This is a genomic window from Bulleidia sp. HCP3S3_C9 (assembly GCF_052064035.1).
Classification (GTDB): Bacteria; Bacillota_I; Bacilli_A; order Erysipelotrichales; family Erysipelotrichaceae; genus Bulleidia.
This window is the reverse complement of sequence record NZ_JBQHWJ010000053.1, coordinates 1-16,538: the sequence shown is the minus strand read 5'-3', so window position 1 is coordinate 16,538 and position 16,538 is coordinate 1. Positions and strand designations below refer to the sequence as shown.

Annotated in this window: 18 protein-coding genes, 1 tRNA gene and 1 pseudogene; 15 read left to right on the top strand and 5 right to left on the bottom strand. The window is 35.3% G+C overall.

Going from position 1 to position 16,538, the window contains the following annotated elements:
- The 5 genes and pseudogenes from ACTND6_RS08915 to ACTND6_RS08895 form a co-directional block, all read left to right on the top strand.
- Window positions 1-289, top strand: a pseudogene (locus ACTND6_RS08915) (hypothetical protein); the annotation flags it as partial.
- Window positions 290-502: 213 nt separating this feature from the next.
- Window positions 503-1,141, top strand: coding sequence for an ECF transporter S component (locus tag ACTND6_RS08910; protein WP_441023719.1), 639 nt, complete (start codon window positions 503-505; stop codon window positions 1,139-1,141).
- A complete protein-coding gene (coaBC, locus tag ACTND6_RS08905) occupies window positions 1,134-2,330 on the top strand; it encodes a bifunctional phosphopantothenoylcysteine decarboxylase/phosphopantothenate--cysteine ligase CoaBC (RefSeq protein WP_441023720.1) in 1,197 nt (398 codons plus the stop codon). The genes ACTND6_RS08910 and coaBC overlap by 8 nt, the downstream gene beginning before the upstream one ends.
- Window positions 2,331-2,332: 2 nt before the next feature.
- A complete protein-coding gene (locus tag ACTND6_RS08900; RefSeq protein WP_178176419.1) occupies window positions 2,333-3,103 on the top strand; it encodes a type III pantothenate kinase in 771 nt (256 codons plus the stop codon).
- 59 nt (window positions 3,104-3,162) lie between these two features.
- Window positions 3,163-3,354, top strand: a complete 192-nt coding sequence (locus ACTND6_RS08895) for a hypothetical protein (RefSeq protein ID WP_441023721.1) — start codon at window positions 3,163-3,165, stop codon at window positions 3,352-3,354.
- A 27-nt stretch (window positions 3,355-3,381) separates the two neighbouring features.
- On the opposite strand, the gene ACTND6_RS08890 is transcribed toward ACTND6_RS08895, so the two are convergent.
- Both ACTND6_RS08890 and ACTND6_RS08885 read right to left on the bottom strand, forming a co-directional pair.
- Window positions 3,382-3,452: transfer RNA gene (locus tag ACTND6_RS08890), tRNA-Thr, on the bottom strand.
- 28 nt (window positions 3,453-3,480) lie between these two features.
- Complete coding sequence (locus tag ACTND6_RS08885) at window positions 3,481-4,044, bottom strand: Maf family protein (protein WP_441023722.1); 564 nt, start codon at window positions 4,042-4,044, stop codon at window positions 3,481-3,483.
- 63 nt (window positions 4,045-4,107) lie between these two features.
- Between ACTND6_RS08885 and ACTND6_RS08880 the strand changes: the two genes are divergently transcribed.
- The 5 genes from ACTND6_RS08880 (at window position 4,108) to ACTND6_RS08860 (ending at window position 8,340) form a co-directional block, all read left to right on the top strand.
- Entirely contained in the window at window positions 4,108-5,019 is a 912-nt protein-coding gene (locus ACTND6_RS08880) for a nucleotidyltransferase family protein (RefSeq protein WP_441023723.1), read from the top strand.
- A gap of 48 nt (window positions 5,020-5,067) precedes the next feature.
- Window positions 5,068-5,739, top strand: coding sequence for a YjjG family noncanonical pyrimidine nucleotidase (locus ACTND6_RS08875; RefSeq protein WP_178176779.1), 672 nt, complete (start codon window positions 5,068-5,070; stop codon window positions 5,737-5,739).
- Between the two features lie 131 nt (window positions 5,740-5,870).
- Window positions 5,871-7,124 (top strand): serine hydroxymethyltransferase, encoded by a 1,254-nt coding sequence (glyA, locus tag ACTND6_RS08870; RefSeq protein WP_441023724.1) that lies wholly within the window; start codon window positions 5,871-5,873, stop codon window positions 7,122-7,124.
- Between the two features lie 61 nt (window positions 7,125-7,185).
- Entirely contained in the window at window positions 7,186-8,049 is an 864-nt protein-coding gene (locus tag ACTND6_RS08865; protein ID WP_441023725.1) for a histidinol-phosphatase HisJ family protein, read from the top strand.
- 51 nt (window positions 8,050-8,100) lie between these two features.
- The gene (locus ACTND6_RS08860) at window positions 8,101-8,340 is read left to right on the top strand and encodes a hypothetical protein (RefSeq protein WP_178175629.1); all 240 of its coding nucleotides are present in this window, start codon (window positions 8,101-8,103) and stop codon (window positions 8,338-8,340) included.
- On the opposite strand, the gene ACTND6_RS08855 is transcribed toward ACTND6_RS08860, so the two are convergent.
- The gene (locus tag ACTND6_RS08855; RefSeq protein ID WP_178175630.1) at window positions 8,337-8,684 is read right to left on the bottom strand and encodes a hypothetical protein; all 348 of its coding nucleotides are present in this window, start codon (window positions 8,682-8,684) and stop codon (window positions 8,337-8,339) included. The genes ACTND6_RS08860 and ACTND6_RS08855 overlap by 4 nt on opposite strands.
- Before the next feature lie 123 nt (window positions 8,685-8,807).
- Here ACTND6_RS08855 and ACTND6_RS08850 point away from each other — a divergent pair, with 123 nt between their 5' ends.
- The 4 genes from ACTND6_RS08850 to ileS all read left to right on the top strand — a co-directional run bounded on the left by ACTND6_RS08850 (window position 8,808) and on the right by ileS (window position 13,427).
- The gene (locus ACTND6_RS08850) at window positions 8,808-9,245 is read left to right on the top strand and encodes a cell division protein SepF (protein ID WP_441023726.1); all 438 of its coding nucleotides are present in this window, start codon (window positions 8,808-8,810) and stop codon (window positions 9,243-9,245) included.
- On the top strand, window positions 9,238-9,978 hold the full coding sequence (locus ACTND6_RS08845) for a YlmH/Sll1252 family protein (RefSeq protein ID WP_441023727.1): 741 nt from the start codon (window positions 9,238-9,240) through the stop codon (window positions 9,976-9,978). The genes ACTND6_RS08850 and ACTND6_RS08845 overlap by 8 nt, the downstream gene beginning before the upstream one ends.
- Before the next feature lie 14 nt (window positions 9,979-9,992).
- A complete protein-coding gene (locus tag ACTND6_RS08840; protein ID WP_178175633.1) occupies window positions 9,993-10,475 on the top strand; it encodes a DivIVA domain-containing protein in 483 nt (160 codons plus the stop codon).
- 231 nt (window positions 10,476-10,706) lie between these two features.
- Window positions 10,707-13,427, top strand: coding sequence for an isoleucine--tRNA ligase (ileS, locus tag ACTND6_RS08835; protein ID WP_441023729.1), 2,721 nt, complete (start codon window positions 10,707-10,709; stop codon window positions 13,425-13,427).
- A 159-nt stretch (window positions 13,428-13,586) separates the two neighbouring features.
- On the opposite strand, the gene metK is transcribed toward ileS, so the two are convergent.
- A complete protein-coding gene (gene metK, locus ACTND6_RS08830) occupies window positions 13,587-14,678 on the bottom strand; it encodes a methionine adenosyltransferase (RefSeq protein ID WP_441023731.1) in 1,092 nt (363 codons plus the stop codon).
- A 280-nt stretch (window positions 14,679-14,958) separates the two neighbouring features.
- Between metK and ACTND6_RS08825 the strand changes: the two genes are divergently transcribed.
- Window positions 14,959-16,107, top strand: a complete 1,149-nt coding sequence (locus ACTND6_RS08825) for an AI-2E family transporter (RefSeq protein WP_441023732.1) — start codon at window positions 14,959-14,961, stop codon at window positions 16,105-16,107.
- A 142-nt stretch (window positions 16,108-16,249) separates the two neighbouring features.
- Here the strand turns inward: ACTND6_RS08825 and ACTND6_RS08820 are convergent, their stop codons facing one another.
- Window positions 16,250-16,435 (bottom strand): hypothetical protein, encoded by a 186-nt coding sequence (locus tag ACTND6_RS08820; protein WP_441023733.1) that lies wholly within the window; start codon window positions 16,433-16,435, stop codon window positions 16,250-16,252.
- Window positions 16,436-16,538 lie beyond the last annotated feature (103 nt).

Below are 16,538 nucleotides of genomic sequence, written 5' to 3'. Positions count from 1 at the left end.
CTGCGAAATAAGAGTAATGAAGGATCATACAACATATACATCCCTTGATCATTTGAACAATGTGAATGCATTTCACAGGCTCATAGAGAAATGGTATAAAGGCTACAATGGAGTAGGGAGCAAGTATATCAATAGATATGCAGCTCTATTCACACTGGCAAGAGAGTACACAGGCTGTGATACACAGGAAATTCTATTATCAATCAAGAAAAGAATGCACCAGATCACAGATTTCTTCCGTATTGCTGACATGAAGAAAGATGATCTTTTCATTTATTCTATTTCTTGAATTCACCATTTTGCTAATATAGCCTTTTATAAAATGTAAACGCTTACATAGCTAAAAATTTCACAAAATGATTATGAATAAAAAGAATTCGTGTATAATATTTTCGGCGAAAGAGACGGTGATCTATTTAAGACATCGATTTCAATGATTTCGTCTAAATATCTGTTATTAGATTCGCTGTATCTGAAATATGAACGGCAGGAGGAAAAAACTATGAACAGTCAGAAAAAACGCATTCAGCAGCTTACATTGGCGGCTTTTTTTGTTGCCATTGAAGTCATCATGTCAGTAACACCGATTGGTTACATACCAGTAGGGGCATTATCCATTACAACGATGCATTTACCAGTTATCTTAGCTGGTGTATTGTTAGGGCCTGATTTTGGTGCAGGAATTGGTTTTGTATTTGGCTTAACATCTTGTGTACGTGCAACAATGCAGCCAGGTATTACTTCCTTTGTATTTACACCATTTGTTCAAGTTGGTAATATGCATGGCAATGCATTCTCATTATTAATTGCATTTGGTCCACGAATTTTACTTGGCTACTTATCAGGAATGATGTATCGTTTTATTGTAAGAAAAACAAATAACAAAGCATTATCAGCAACTTTAGCTGCTGCATTGAATACAATCATTCATACACTTCTTGTATTAGGTGGAATCTGGGTATTCTTTGCACAGCCATATGCAGATGCTTTAAATATCACAACAGGTGCTTTAGCCATTGCATTTTTCACAACGATTACAACAAATGGTATTCTAGAAACAGTATTAGCTGCAATCGTTGTACCAGTATTAACGAGAGCACTTCGTCCAGCTGCAGAGAGGATGGGAATCAAGAATGAATGAAAATAAGTGTATTATTGTAGGTATTACAGGTGGTATCGCAGTCTATAAGATTTGCTATCTTGTATCTAGTTTAAAAAAACAGGGATATGATGTGCATGTACTCATGAGTAAAGAAGCACAAGAATTTGTTACGCCTTTAACATTTCAGACATTGTCCAATAATAAAGTAATTACTGATATGTTTACAATAGACTACACACCTGATGTACATCATATTTCTTTAGCAAAGAAAGCAGATTTATTTGTGATTGCTCCGGCAACAGCGAACGTCATCGCTAAAGTTGCAAATGGAATTGCGGATGATATGTTAACAACAACATTCTTAGCTTCCAATTGTAAGAAACTGATTGTACCTGCAATGAATACACAAATGTTAATGAATCCAGTGACACAGGATAATATTCAGAAATGTAAAAATTATGGAATGCATATCTTTGAAAGCAATTCTGGATATCTGGCTTGTGGAGATGTTGGTAAGGGAAGACTTCCTGAACCAGATGAAATTGAAGATAAAATCAAAGAAGTCTTTGAAGAAGATAAATTTCTGGAAGGAAAACATATTCTTGTGACTGCCGGTCCTACAAGTGAAGCAATTGATCCTGTACGTATGATTACGAATCATTCTACTGGAAAGATGGGATATGCTTTAGCACGTGCTGCTAGAAATATGGGAGCACATGTTACTTTAGTCAGTGGAACAAGGCAAATCGAAGATATTCGAGATGTTGAAATGGTACATGTTACGAGTGCGAAAGATATGGCAGAAGCTGTTCTATCTAGACAGGAAGAGATGGATTGTATGATCCTGGCAGCTGCAGTGGCAGACTATACACCTGTCAGTGTTGCTGATAATAAGATTCATAAAAGTGAAGGAGAAATGTCTATCCCTCTAAAGAGAACACAGGATATTTTGAAAACACTTGGAGAAAATAAAAAAGATGGACAGGTTTTAATTGGCTTCTCCATGGAAACAGAAAACATGGTAGAGAGAACAAAAGAAAAGCTTGTGAAGAAAAATTGTGATTATATTGTCGCAAACAATCTGAAAGAAAAAGGTGCTGGATTTGGTACGGATACAAATATTGTTACTTTGATTTCAAAAGATTATGAAAAAGAATTTGGAATTCTATCCAAATACGATACTGCAGTAAAAATACTCAAAACATGTCTAAAGGAGAAAAAAGCATGAATATTCTGATGACAATTGATGTTGGAAATACAAATATTTCTCTAGGATTGATGCAAGGAAATGAAGTTATTGGTTCTTTCCGCTTAACCACAAAAACACCTAGAACATCTGATGAATTTGGCTTATGTATCAAAGAACTGTTAGATATGACAAAATTGCAGGATGATGATATTGAAGCAGTTATCATTTCTTCTGTTGTACCTAAGATCATGTATTCCTTAACATCCGCAATCGTTAAATTTCTTCATAAAGATCCAATCATTGTTGGTCCTGGCATTAAAACAGGAATTTCTATTCGTACGGACAATCCTCGTGAAGTAGGGGCAGACCGTATTGTTGATATTTCCATGGCATATCATACATATCATAAGTCATGCATTATTGTTGACTTTGGTACGGCAACAACATTTGATTATATTAGTGGAGAAGGTGTGTTTAAATATACAGTCATTGCACCAGGTCTAGGTATTGTTGCCAATGCATTAACAAGTCAAACCGCAAAGCTTCCTGAAATTGAAATTCAGAAACCTGAAAGCATTCTAAATGGGAATACAATTACAGGTATGCAGGCGGGTGTGATTTATGGATATATTGGTTCTGTTGAATATATCATCAAACAAATGAAGAAAGAATTGAAACTGAAAGATTGTTTAGTAATCGCAACAGGTGGACTTGGTAAAGTGATTGCGAAAGAAACAAAAGAAATTGATTTGTTCGATCCTGATGTTGCATATAAAGGTATGCGTATCCTGTACGATTTAAACAAAAAATAGTAAGTGAGAAGCATAATGTCATGTAAGATGTTATGCTTTTTATATAGGAGAATTTATCAATGAACGAAGAAACAAAAGCAAAAAACATCAAATATATGAATACATGGATCAAGGAAAACTATATGCGTGTTGGAGGAAGCTATCCAAAAGCATTTGCACAGGAATTCAAAGATGCATGCAAACAATCAGGTATATCGCAATCTGAAGTGTTTCGAAATGCGATGCAGGAAACAATCAACAAAGTAAAATAAAAAACCGCAGAATATGCGGTTTTTACATGCCGATTGAGAGAATTGAACTCTCCACTGATCCTTACCATGGATCTGTATTGCCACTATACTAAATCGGCATAAAGCTTATATATGATAACAAATTCATCAGTATAAGCCAATATGTTTTAATTCTTCATACACAATATGCAATGGCAATCCCATAATTGCATAATAATCTCCATCAATATGTGTAATATATCTGCCGCCATATCCTTGAATTCCATAGGAACCAGCTTTATCAAGACATTCACCTGTTTGAATATATGCAAGAATTTCTTCATCACACATGATATCAAACGTGACATTGGATGTTACGACATCCTGAAAGTTTCTGTTTTTAGATAGAATACAGATACCTGTGATGACTTGATGTGTGTTTCCCTGTAGAGATTTCAACATTTCAAATGCAATTTGTTCATTGGCTGGTTTTCCTAAAACTTTTCCATCTAAAGTAACAATGGTATCAGAACCAATGACAATACAATCAGGATGACTTTCAAGAATTGCATTTGCTTTTCGATAGGATAATTCTTTGACTGCTTCTTGTAAAGAAAGGTTCTGATTCAAAGTTTCGTCAATATCTGCTGGTTCACAAACAAATGAAAGATTACATTTTTCTAACAGTTCTTTTCTTCTTGGACTTTTCGATGCTAATATGATTTTTTTCATGTTATTTATTATATCCTAAAGTTTGATATAATAGAAAATAAGAAAAGGTGGAGAAAACAGAAAATGAAACAGAACCCAACATTAGTTATCTTAGCTGCAGGTATGGGAAGCAGATATGGAGGAATGAAGCAGATTGATGGTGTTGGCTCTCATGGAGAACCTATCATTGATTTCTCAATCTATGATGCATACCAGGCTGGATTTAGAAAAGTTGTTTTAATTATCCGCAAAGAACATGAACAGCTCTTTAGAAACGCATTAACAGACAAAGTTGCAAGAAATGGTATGAAAGTAGAATTTGCCTACCAGGATATGAACAATATTCCTACAGGATTTACAGTACCAGAAGGTAGAGAAAAGCCTTGGGGAACAACACATGCTTTACTGGCTTGCAAGTGTGTTGTAAATGAACCATTCGCAATTATTAATGCGGATGACTTCTATGGAAGAGATGCATATAAAGTTGTCTTTGATTATCTGACAAATGAAATCAGTGATGATCACTATGCAATGGTTGGCTTCCAGTGTCTCAATACATTAACAGCCAATGGTACAGTAACAAGAGGTCTTTGTGAAGAAAAAGATGGCAATCTTTCACATATCGTTGAAATTCAGAAGATCGCATTAAAGGATGGCCACGCAGTATATGAAGAAAATGGTGAATGGAAACCAATTGATGACCATGCATTAGTTTCTATGAACTTCTGGGGCTTTACACCAAAGATCTTTGATGAATTAGAACCAGTCTTCAAAAACTTCCTGGAAAAGAATCTAGAAGCAAATCCAATGAAGTGCGAACATGTAATTCCTACTGCAGTTGGTGAACTTGTCAGTGAAGGCAAGATTACTGTTAAGATGCTTTCCAGTAAGGATAAATGGTTTGGTGTAACTTACAAAGAAGACAAGCCAGATGTTGTCCAGAAGATTGCAGAAAAGAAGGCAAGTGGAGAATATCCAGACGTACTTTGGAAGTAAATAAAAATCTCGGGTTTCCGAGATTTTCTTTGGGAGAAGGAGAGTGAAATGATTCAGACAGTTTTGATTGATATTGATAATACATTACTTAGCTTTGATGCATATGTGAAACAGACAATGAAGCAAGGTTTTGAAGAGTTCCATTTAAAAACATATGAAGATTGGATGTATGATACATTCCATACAGAAAATGATAAGCTGTGGAGACAAATTGAAGAAGGAACTTTACAGTTTGAAGAATTGAAAAAAATCAGATGGAATAAAGTATTTGAAGCATTAGATATTGATTTTGATGGTGTCAGGTTTGAAACGTATTTTAGAGATGCATTATACAACAGTGCCATCTTAGAAAAGAATGCGATTGAAATGCTGGAATATCTAAAAGATAAATATACACTTTGCGTAGCCAGCAATGGCCCATATGAACAACAGCTGCATCGTTTAGAGATTGGTGGCATCAAATCTTACTTCTCTCATTTCTTTATTTCCGAAAAGATTGGTGTATCTAAACCCGCAAAAGAATTTTTTGATTATGCATTAGAAGAGCTGAAACAAGATCCTTCTACTTGTATGATCATTGGAGATTCATTGACATCTGATATGCAGGGTGGTTTGAATAGTCATATGCATACATGTTTCTATCAGAAAAAAGAAACAGAAGTACCAGATACCATTGAACATACAATTACAGATTTATTACAAATCAAAGAGATTCTCTGAAATCTCTTTTTTTGATGTAATTGAAAATTGTTTTTAAAACTGACTGAATTTATGAAAAATGATCATTGTTTCTTTCAGTGATGTATCCAAAGTCTAGTATAATAAAAAACAATGAATGCGAGGAAAAGAATATGAGCATTGTAAAAGAAACGATGGAATTTGTGAAAAGCAAAGATGAAGAAATTGGTGCTGCTTTAGAAAGGGAATATCAGCGTCAAAAAGATAATATTGAATTGATTGCAAGTGAAAATATAGTTTCTGAAGCAGTTATGATGGCAATGGGAAGTGTTGCGACAAATAAATATGCTGAAGGATACAGTGGCAAAAGATATTATGGCGGATGTCAGTGTATTGATGAAATTGAAACGATTGCCATTGAAAGAGCAAAAAAATTATTTGGTGCAGAATATGCGAATGTTCAGCCGCATTCTGGTGCCTCAGCAAACTTAGCTGTAGAATATGCCGTATTAAAGCCAGGTGATACTTTGATGGGTATGAGCCTTGATGCAGGTGGGCATTTAACACATGGTTCACCTGCAAATATCTCAGGTAATTATTTCAATATTGTCAGCTATGGTGTGAATACGGATGGCTATATTGACTATGATGAAGTTGAAAAGAAAGCCATGGAATGTAAACCAAAAATGATTTGTGCAGGTGCTTCTGCATATCCTAGAATCATTGATTTTAAGCGTTTCAGAGAAATTGCAGATAAGTGCGGTGCAGTACTTTGGGTAGACATGGCACATATTGCGGGATTAGTTGCGGCAGGTTTACACCCATCTCCAGTGCCATACGCAGATGTCGTAACTTCTACAACACATAAAACATTAAGAGGTCCTCGTGGTGGCTTTATTTTAGCAACTGAAGAAGCAAATAAGAAATATAACTTCAATAAGGCTGTATTCCCTGGAACACAAGGTGGTCCACTGGAACATATCATCGCCGCAAAAGCTGTATGCTTCCAGGAAGCTTTACAGCCATCATTCAAAGAATATCAAAGAAGACTTGTTGAAAACTGTGCTGTTTTAGCAGAAAGTTTAAAAAAATACGGATTTCATCTTGTTTCTGGCGGCAGTGACAATCATTTAGTACTTGTTGATCTGACAAATTTCAATATCACAGGTAAATTTATGCAGAATGCATGTGATGAAGTAAATATCACTTTAAATAAGAACAGTATTCCAAATGAACCACTTTCTCCATTTGTTACGAGTGGTGTCAGAATTGGTACAGCTGCGATTACAACACGTGGATTTGTAAAAGAAGATATGGATGTGATTGCAGAATGTCTGTATCTTGTTGCAAGTGATTTTGAAAAGAATAAAGAAACAGTAAAAGCTAAAGTAAAGCAGTTAACGGATCAATATCCGTTGTATGAATAATGGAAGATTTTCTTCCATTATTTTTTCTTTATTGTATAGTTTCTTTAGGAGATTATAGATTATGTACGCAGATTATCATTTACATTGTGAGTATTCAGATGACTCTAATGAACCTATGGAAAATCAGATCCGGCAGGCAATTGCATCTGATCTAGATGAAATGTGTTTTACAGATCATGTAGATTATGGCATAAAAAGAGATTGGGATGATCCTGAAGGTATTATCATTCGTCATGCGGTTGAGCATGGTAAAGAAGTAGATCTTGTATTAGCCAATGTGAACTATCCAAAGTATTTTGCAGCTTTAAATATGTATCAAAAAAAGTATGCATCTTCAATTTCTATCAAGAAAGGATTGGAATTTGGCATTCAATCCATTACGGTAGATGCTTACGAAAAACTATACGCTTCGTATCAAAATGAATTAGATTTTGTTTTATTTTCGATGCATCAGGTGAATAATTTAGAGTTCTGGACGCAGGATTTCCAGAAAGGGAAAACACAGAAAGAATATAATGATGAATATTATAAAGAAATCTATCAGACAATGCAGATGTTTCATCATTATTCTTGTCTGGCACATTTGGATCTACTGGCACGCTATGATGAAAATGGAATTTATCCATTTGAGAATGAAAAAGATATCATTGCGGAAATATTGAAGTATGCAATCCGTGATGAAAAAGGGATTGAAATTAATACATCCAGCTGGAAATATGGCTTAAAAGATACACAGCCATCTCGTGCAATTCTAAAATTATATAAAGATCTTGGTGGAAAAATCATTACAGTTGGTTCAGATGCACATGAAACAAAATATTTAGCTTCTCATATCAAAGATGCGTATGCTATCTTGAAAAATGAAATTGGAATTAATGAAATTTGTACATTCGATCATATGCAGCCAATATTTCACAAAATTTAATACAAGTATTTCCATAAATTTGTGGTAGGATATGTATCCGGAGACAGGAATATGGAGAAAAAAGTAATTGGTAAAGGAATTCGTTTAAATAAAGGTGAATCTGCTTTGGATGCAATGAAAAAAAGAGTTCCTCATTGGATCCATGATACAAAAAAAGATGAGCACTACATCAATGGTGTTGTATATTTACCAGGATGTACATGCTCAGAATGTGGTTTTCACTCATCTAGAGAAAAGGATGTTTGTCCACACTGTGGAAAAAGTATGCATTCTCTAAAAGGTATCTATTAATACAGGGATGCAAGAATAAAAGCAATCAATAAGACAAGAAGAGAAGGGTAAATGAATTTATTCTTCTCTTTATAATAGCCATAATGTTCATTCTCATTAAAAGCATCTTGCGAATGTTGAGAAAATCTTTTAAGACGAATGGAATTCATATCAATGATTTTTCCTTTTTGTCCCCAAAGGATAACCGCAATCATAAAGTATAAAACACCCATGATTGTTAAGCCATCAATAAAGTGAACATAGAATGGTCCATAGACCAGTCCATAGACTGCTGAAAGAACAGCTGCGATTGCATACAAGATACATGCAAAACGATTGAATAGTTTTTCTTTGATTTTTTTCATGCAAATATTGTACTATTGTATTTTTCGTATGAAAAGATGATATTTCGCGTTACAAAGCGATTTTATGATATTCATCAAAGCGTGTTGCGTGTTATAATAGTCGTGTTATTGGAGGAAAACAATATGGCATTTGAAAAATTAAAAAATTTTATCGCACCATTAGATGATGACGATGATGAATATGAAGATGATGATAATCAGTACGAAGAAAAGGAACAGGTTCTTCAGTACAAAGAAAGTGAAACAAAGCCAGTTTCTTCTTATGAAGCTACAAAGACTTCAGTAAATACAATTCCTACAAATGCGTCTATGGTTTTATTTGAACCAAGATCTTTTGAAGAAGCTGAAGAAATCGCAAAGCATTTAAAGAATAGAAAAGCATGTGTTGTAAACTTACATCGTTTACAGAGAGAATATGCACAAAGAACAATTGATTTCTTGACAGGTGTTGTATTTGCGTTAGATGGAACAATTCAGAAGATTGGTCATAATGTTATTCTTTGTACTCCAAAGAATGTAAATGTTACAGGTGACATTTCCCTGGAAAGCGATGATGACTAATCGTGATGATTATGATTCATTAGTTGCACATTTATACGATCTTGAAGAAAAAAGCAATACATGGCATAAAACAATGCACTCTTCTTTCTTGAATGAAGAAGAAATTGCTTATGTCAGTAAAGTGTTTCCACCATCAAAGCACATACAATATGTTGGTGGATATCCAGAAGCACGGAAAAAGAAAATCGTTTTTCTCTATGATGAGGAAGATGATTTTTTTGATATCACGTGTATTTCTGCAAGAGTAGATCAAAGGTTTCGTAAAATTTCTCATCGAGATATTTTAGGAGCATTGATGCATCTACAGATTGATCGCCATTCTTTTGGAGATTTCTGGATTGATGAAGATCATATTTATTTGTATACAAATGAATCGATGGCTAGATTTCTAATAGACAACTTAACAAGAATCAATCAATTGAGTGTTCATTTTCATGAAATCCAGGAACATCCCTCCCAAGTATTTCATACCAGACGAATGACTGCGATTATTGCCAGTGAAAGAATCGATGCTCTGGTTGCGGGAATTGCTCATATTTCGCGTAGTAAAGCGAAAGAAATGATCCAGCAAGGTCTTGTGCAAGTGAATCATATCACGCTTGAAGCTGGGGATAAGATGTGCGATAATAACGATACGATTTCTATTCGTGGATATGGTCGTTTTAAGTATCTTGGTGTTATAAAACAGACAAGAAGCAATCGCATCCTTGCAGAAATCGAAGTGAGTATATAAGAAGGGAAATCATCATGAGTACGCAGAAACCAACATTCAGAGTCATGAAAAATGGATATGACCGATTTGCGGTAGATGATGCAATTGATCAATACGCCCAACAGATCGAACAACTTCAGAAGAAGTTATCTTTATATCAGCAGCAGTTAGTTGAAACAACAAGAACACTGGAAGATATGAAGCAAAGATATCAGCAGATACTCACAACTGAGCAGTCTCGTCAAGAAGCTGCTGACAATATCGCTCGTCTTTCGCTTAGAGAAGCAAATGAAATTATTTCTACTGCACAGAAAAATGCAGATGAAATTATTCGTGAAGCCATTTCAACTGCTAGATTAATATTAATTGATCTAACAAAGCTGTATTCTCAGGCAACAGATGTGAAAGGTGATATGAAGAAACAATTAGAACAATTGCTTCAACAACTGGATGATTTCAGAATTCCTCAGATGCCAGATATGAGATGGCTTGAGGATGCGGAATCTAAACTGCGTTGATTGAGGACGCGCTTTTGAAAACGGAATTTATTAGAGAGCTGTGGCAGCTGAAAAACAGCAAGGAAGTTTTTGAAAAGACATCACCTCATGAACAGTCGTATATCCTGCGATAAAGGATCCAACAAGAGTATGTATAGTTGTATCTATGCATAAACTAAGGTGGTACCGCGCTTACAGCGTCCTTAGAATGAGGACGCTTTTTATATGGTGTCCTAAGAAGGAGAAGAAGTCATGGACTACAAACAAACATTACACATGCCTCAGACAGATTTTGAAATGAGAGGTAATCTTGCAAAAAAAGAGCCTGGCATTTTAAAACAGTGGCAGCAAAACAACTACTATCATGAAATTCTAAAGCATCATGAAGGTGAAAAAGCATTTATCTTGCATGATGGTCCACCATATGCAAATGGTAATTTACATGCTGGTACTGCGATGAACCGTTCTATTAAAGACTTTATCGTTAGATCTCATGCAATGTTAGGATTTTACACACCATTCTTTCCAGGATGGGATACACATGGTTTACCAACGGAAAATGCCATTCAGAAATTAGGTGTTGATCGTAAGAAAATCACTGCAGCTGAATTTAGAAAGAAGTGCGATGAATTTGTTCATACACAGATTGCACAACAGATGGAAACTGAACAGCGTTTAGGTCAGGTTGCTGATTATGAACATCCATATATCACACTTTTACCTGAATTTGAAGAAAGACAGGTTAAGACATTCGGCAAGATGGCAAGTGAAGGCATGATCTTCCAGGGATTAAAACCTGTTTACTGGTCACCATTCAATGAAACTGCAGTTGCGGACTCTGAAATTGTTTATCGTGATGTCAAGGACGCAACAATCTATCTTGCATTCCAGATTGCGGATGGCAAAGGCATATTAGACAGTGATGATTATTACGTTATCTGGACAACAACGCCTTGGACAATTCCATCTAACGAAGCAGTATGTTTGAATGATAATCTTGAATATGCTGAAGTACAGACAGAAAAGGGAAAACTTGTATTCTTAGCTAAATTTGTTGATCAGCTGCTTGAAAAGTTCAATCTTGAAAACCAGGGTGTTCTAAGAACATTCAAAGGTAGAGAATTAGAAGGTATTACATATCATCATGTTGTATTAGACAAGGAATGTCCAACATTACTTGGCAAGCACGTTACAGATGAAGATGGTACTGGTGTTGTTCATACAGCTGGTGGTCATGGTTTGGATGACTTCCTTGTATGTGCTAAATATGGTATCGCTCCAATCAATACTGTTGATTACCAAGGTAATATGAATGAAGAAGCTGGCAAGTATCAGGGAATGTTCTTTGAAGATTGTTCTAAGGCTGTTATTCATGATATGAATGAAAAGGGATGCTTATTAGCTGTTGAAAATATCACACATAGCTATCCTCATGATGATCGTTTAAAGAAGAAGGTTATCTTCAGAGCTGTGAAACAGTGGTTCTGTTCTATTGATAAATTGAAACCACAGCTCTTAGATGAAATTGACAACAAGATTACATGGCATAACTCATTCGGTCAGAAGAGAATGCATAATATGATTGCGGATAGAGGTGACTGGTGTATTTCTAGACAGAGACTCTGGGGTGTACCAATTCCTATCATCTACAATGAAGATGGTTCTCCAATCATGGAACTTGAAGTATTTAATCATATTGCTGAATTGTTTGGTAAATATGGTTCTAACTACTGGTTTGAACATGAAGCAAAGGATCTTTTACCAGAAGGATATACAAATCCAAAGTCTCCAAATGGTAACTTTACAAAAGAAAAGGATATCATGGACGTCTGGTTCGATAGTGGATCCAGCTGGAATGAATTGCAGGCTAGAGGATATGATTATCCATGTGATCTATACTTTGAAGGCAGTGACCAGTATAGAGGCTGGTTCAACTCTTCATTGATTGTTTCTACTGCAGTCAATGGAACAGCTCCATATAAGGAAGTTCTTTCTCATGGCTATGTTGTTGACTCTAAGGGTGAAAAGATGAGTAAGTCTGTTGGTAATGTTGTAAACCCAATGGATATTATCAATGTTAATGGTGCCGATGTATTTAGACTTTGGGCTATGACATCTGACTTCAAGGAAGACTTGAAGCTTGGACCAAGCAATATTAAGCAGGTTTCTGATCAGTATCGTAAGATTAGAAATACATTCCGTTTCTTGTTAGGTAATATCAATGCAAATGATTTTGATCCTAAGAAGGATATGGTTGCTTATGATGATCTTACAGCTGTAGATCAGTACATCCTGGTAAAAATGAATGATGTAGTCAAAGAAGTTCGCAAGGATTGTGAAGAGTATGACTATATTGATACTTCTAAAGTGTTGATGAACTTTATGGTAAATGAATTATCTTCTTACTATTGTGATTTCACAAAGGATATTCTTTACTGTAATGCATTAAATGATACAAGAAGAAGACAGGTACAGACAGTTTACTGGAAGTGTCTGGATGCATTGGTTAAGCTTTGGGCACCATTCCTCTGCTATACAACAGAAGAAGTATGGATGCATTTCAATAATGACGAAGCTGAATCTGTTCATTATTGCCATTTCCCAGCAGTGGAATCTTATGCAAATGCAGAGGCACTGAAGGAAGAATTTGCTTCCTTGCTTGATGTTAGAACTGATGTCATGAAGGCTTTGGAAGAAAGCAGAAATGCTAAGACAATCGGTACAGCACAAGAAGCTGAAGTACAGTTGACAGTATGTGAAGAAGATGCTGACAAGTTAAATGAAGGCTTGAATGGAAGCTTGGCACAGTGGCTCATTGTTTCTAAGGCAACGGTTGAAGTAGGTGCAGAAAGAAGTGTCAAGGTTGTCAAGGCAACAGGTACAAAGTGTCCAAGATGCTGGAATTACTCTACAGAAGCTGATGAAAATGGACTCTGTCCAAGATGTCAGGCTGTGATGAAAGCTGAAAAGTAATTGAAATGAAAAACAGATGAAATTTTAAATTCATCTGTTTTTTTTTAATATCGGTATTCCTATTTCATGATAATCAGAAAAATAGATAGAAATTGTTAATGTAAGGGAAGTGTCAAATACATATGTACATGAAAAAAACGAGCCACTGCTCGTTTTTAATTAAAGTTCAATCTTTTTGAATTGTTCCCAAGGAAGATCTTTCTTTCCAAAGTGACCATAGTTAACTGTTTCACGATAGATTGGACGTCTGAGATCTAATTCATCAATGATGTTTTTTACAGAGAAATCGAAGTTCTTTAATACAATTGCCTGTAATTCATCATCTGAATATTTACTTGTTCCAAAGGATTTTACATATACAGAAATTGGCTGTTGAACACCGATTGCATAAGACAGTTCTAACTGACACTTATGTGCTAAACCATTGGCAACTAGATTCTTACAAACGTATCTAGCATAGTAGGCAGCAGAACGGTCGACCTTTGTTGGATCCTTACTGGAGAAGCATCCACCACCAATAGGTGCATAGCCGCCATATGTATCTACAACAATCTTTCTGCCTGTAGTACCAGAGTCTCCCCAGGAGCCACCAAGTACAAAGGAACCGGATGGATTGATGAGATATTTGGTATTTTCATCAACAAGAGATGGATCAATGACTGGATCAATGACTTGTTCCTTGATGCACTTTCTGATTTCTTCTTGTGTTACATCAGCAGTATGCTGTGTAGATACAACGATTGTATCAACTCTTGTAAGCTTTCCATCAACATATTCAGCTGTGACCTGTGTTTTACCATCTGGTCTTAAGAATGGTGTCTTTCTTCTAACTTCTTCCAGTTTTTTGGCAAGCTTGTGTGCTGTGATAATTGCATAAGGCATCAATTCTTCTGTTTCATCATCAGCATAGCCAAACATGATACCTTGATCTCCCGCAGAGATTTCATCATGCGCAACAGCACCATTGATTTCACTGGATTGCTTGTTTACTTTTACAAGTACGTGATATTCTTCATCATAACCGATTTCTTTCATGACCTGTAAAGCAATCTTTTCATAATCGATAACTGCGTTTGTTCCTGCTTCACCATAGACAAGAATCAAATCATCTTTAATTGTTGCTTCCACAGCCATATGGCTTTTGGAATCTTGACGTAAAGCTTCATCAAGGATGGAATCTGCGATCAGATCACAGACTTTGTCTGGGTGTCCGCTTGTGACAGATTCAGACGTAAAATAAAATTTTGGCATAAAAAAACCCTTTCCTTTCGCTTGTCTTTTTAACGTAGAATGAAAGAGATCGTTTTTACTCTTTCTTAATCGTTACCAGCTGTACCACCTTATTTCCTTTTTTTGAAAACAGGTTGGTATGAGGCTTATAGAGCTAGTTCTCTAACCTCATTCTTGATTAAAGACAAGTATATTTAAACATGATATATATAATTAATCAAACGACACATTATGCATTGTGTATTTCATTTAAGATTTTTTATATCAAAGAAATGGTATAATCTTTTCAATGGAGGAACATATGAATATTCATTTAAAGTCTGAAACAAAAGAAGCAATCAAAGCTTTTTCAATATCTGGCATTATTATTGTTTTATTTTATTTAATTATTTCAAATTTAGATGTTCTTGGTGGTACTATTGGATCTATTTTCCATGCATTGCTTCCATTTATCTTTGGTATGATTCTAGCTTTTCTTTTAATACCATTAAGAAATCTTGCGGAAAACAAGCTGTTAAAAAATGCAAAGTTTTCTAAAAGAACAAAGAGATATATCGCGGTTGCAATATCGATTGTTGCATTATTAGGCATTTTGATTGGTTTCTTTTCTCTGCTTGTTCCACAGGTTATTTCTTCTATTTCCATGTTTGTTGGTAACTTATCCAATTACATTACAAATGCATCAAAGCTGATTCAACAGTTAGGTGGTAAAGATACAGAACTGATCGATACATTAACAAATCTGTTAATGGATGGTGCAAGTCAGCTTGCGAAATGGATGACAGGTGCTTCTGGTGGATTTACAAAGCTTGTCAGCTATGTTGGTGATATTGTGACACAAGTCATTAATTTCTTGATTGGTATCATTATTGCATTATATCTATTATTAGATTCTGAAAAATTTATATTACAGATGAAGAAAGTGACATATTGTATTGTTCCTGAAAATGTTGCTTTAGATCTTACCTCAATATTTAAATTGACAGCGGATATGTTCTATAAATTTATTTCTGGTAAAGCAGTTGATTCATTGATTATTGGAATCATCTGTTATGTGGGATGTAAATTATTGAACATGCCATATTCAGTATTGATTGCCTTGGTTGTTGGTATAACAAATATGATTCCGGTATTTGGACCGTTCATTGGTGCTGTTCCATGCTTATTGATACTTGTTATGATTGACTGGCTCAAGGCTGCAGAATTCCTGGTATTTGTGGTAGTTCTTCAACAGTGTGATGGAAACATCATTGGACCATATATCTTGGGAGACGCGGTTGGTTTACCAACATTATGGGTAATGTTCGCAATCATTATTGGTGGTTCTATGTTTGGTGTTGTTGGTATGTTTATTGGCGTTCCAACATTCGCAGTCATTTATACATTAGTCAAACAGGCAGTACACCATAAATTAAAACAAAAGCGATTGAATTTTGACTCAGTAGAATAAAAGACGCATTTGCGTCTTTTTTCATCTTATAAGAAATTGAATGCGTTTGTGAAAATGAAAAAAGCAGAAAAATGATATAGATATTCATCTGAAAGATGAATAAGCATGATGAAAACAGCTTCAATTAAATTGACAATATCGATTATTTCTGGAATCTAGGTGAATCTTCTCTATACATGTCATTCAGGCAGAAAGGACAGAGCATGTGATCTTCATCATCATGCGGCGGAAGGTCTGAAATGAGCTTGAGTTCTTCCTCCGATATGTACTCTAGATAGCCGCATTTTTCGCATTTCATCAATACACGTTTGCCTGTAGTATCTGTCATTTGTGATTCCCTCCAATGGATTGTATGTATCTATGTAATTCATTATACAGCCGCAGCTGCATAAAAGCACATCACGATTGTAGGTATCTCTGATGGCAGTTCT

What these genes read in the sequence shown, in the direction of transcription:
- glyA (WP_441023724.1), top strand. Translation starts at nt 5,871, where the DNA reads ATGAGCATTGTAAAAGAAACGATGGAATTTGTGAAAAGCAAAGATGAA.
- ACTND6_RS08855 (WP_178175630.1), bottom strand. Translation starts at nt 8,684, where the DNA reads ATGAAAAAAATCAAAGAAAAACTATTCAATCGTTTTGCATGTATCTTG.
- ACTND6_RS08850 (WP_441023726.1), top strand. Translation starts at nt 8,808, where the DNA reads ATGGCATTTGAAAAATTAAAAAATTTTATCGCACCATTAGATGATGAC.
- ACTND6_RS08885 (WP_441023722.1), bottom strand. Translation starts at nt 4,044, where the DNA reads ATGAAAAAAATCATATTAGCATCGAAAAGTCCAAGAAGAAAAGAACTG.
- ileS (WP_441023729.1), top strand. Translation starts at nt 10,707, where the DNA reads ATGGACTACAAACAAACATTACACATGCCTCAGACAGATTTTGAAATG.
- ACTND6_RS08875 (WP_178176779.1), top strand. Translation starts at nt 5,068, where the DNA reads ATGATTCAGACAGTTTTGATTGATATTGATAATACATTACTTAGCTTT.
- ACTND6_RS08880 (WP_441023723.1), top strand. Translation starts at nt 4,108, where the DNA reads ATGAAACAGAACCCAACATTAGTTATCTTAGCTGCAGGTATGGGAAGC.
- ACTND6_RS08825 (WP_441023732.1), top strand. Translation starts at nt 14,959, where the DNA reads ATGAATATTCATTTAAAGTCTGAAACAAAAGAAGCAATCAAAGCTTTT.
- coaBC (WP_441023720.1), top strand. Translation starts at nt 1,134, where the DNA reads ATGAATGAAAATAAGTGTATTATTGTAGGTATTACAGGTGGTATCGCA.
- metK (WP_441023731.1), bottom strand. Translation starts at nt 14,678, where the DNA reads ATGCCAAAATTTTATTTTACGTCTGAATCTGTCACAAGCGGACACCCA.
- ACTND6_RS08840 (WP_178175633.1), top strand. Translation starts at nt 9,993, where the DNA reads ATGAGTACGCAGAAACCAACATTCAGAGTCATGAAAAATGGATATGAC.
- ACTND6_RS08845 (WP_441023727.1), top strand. Translation starts at nt 9,238, where the DNA reads ATGACTAATCGTGATGATTATGATTCATTAGTTGCACATTTATACGAT.
- ACTND6_RS08865 (WP_441023725.1), top strand. Translation starts at nt 7,186, where the DNA reads ATGTACGCAGATTATCATTTACATTGTGAGTATTCAGATGACTCTAAT.
- ACTND6_RS08910 (WP_441023719.1), top strand. Translation starts at nt 503, where the DNA reads ATGAACAGTCAGAAAAAACGCATTCAGCAGCTTACATTGGCGGCTTTT.
- ACTND6_RS08860 (WP_178175629.1), top strand. Translation starts at nt 8,101, where the DNA reads ATGGAGAAAAAAGTAATTGGTAAAGGAATTCGTTTAAATAAAGGTGAA.
- ACTND6_RS08820 (WP_441023733.1), bottom strand. Translation starts at nt 16,435, where the DNA reads ATGACAGATACTACAGGCAAACGTGTATTGATGAAATGCGAAAAATGC.
- ACTND6_RS08895 (WP_441023721.1), top strand. Translation starts at nt 3,163, where the DNA reads ATGAACGAAGAAACAAAAGCAAAAAACATCAAATATATGAATACATGG.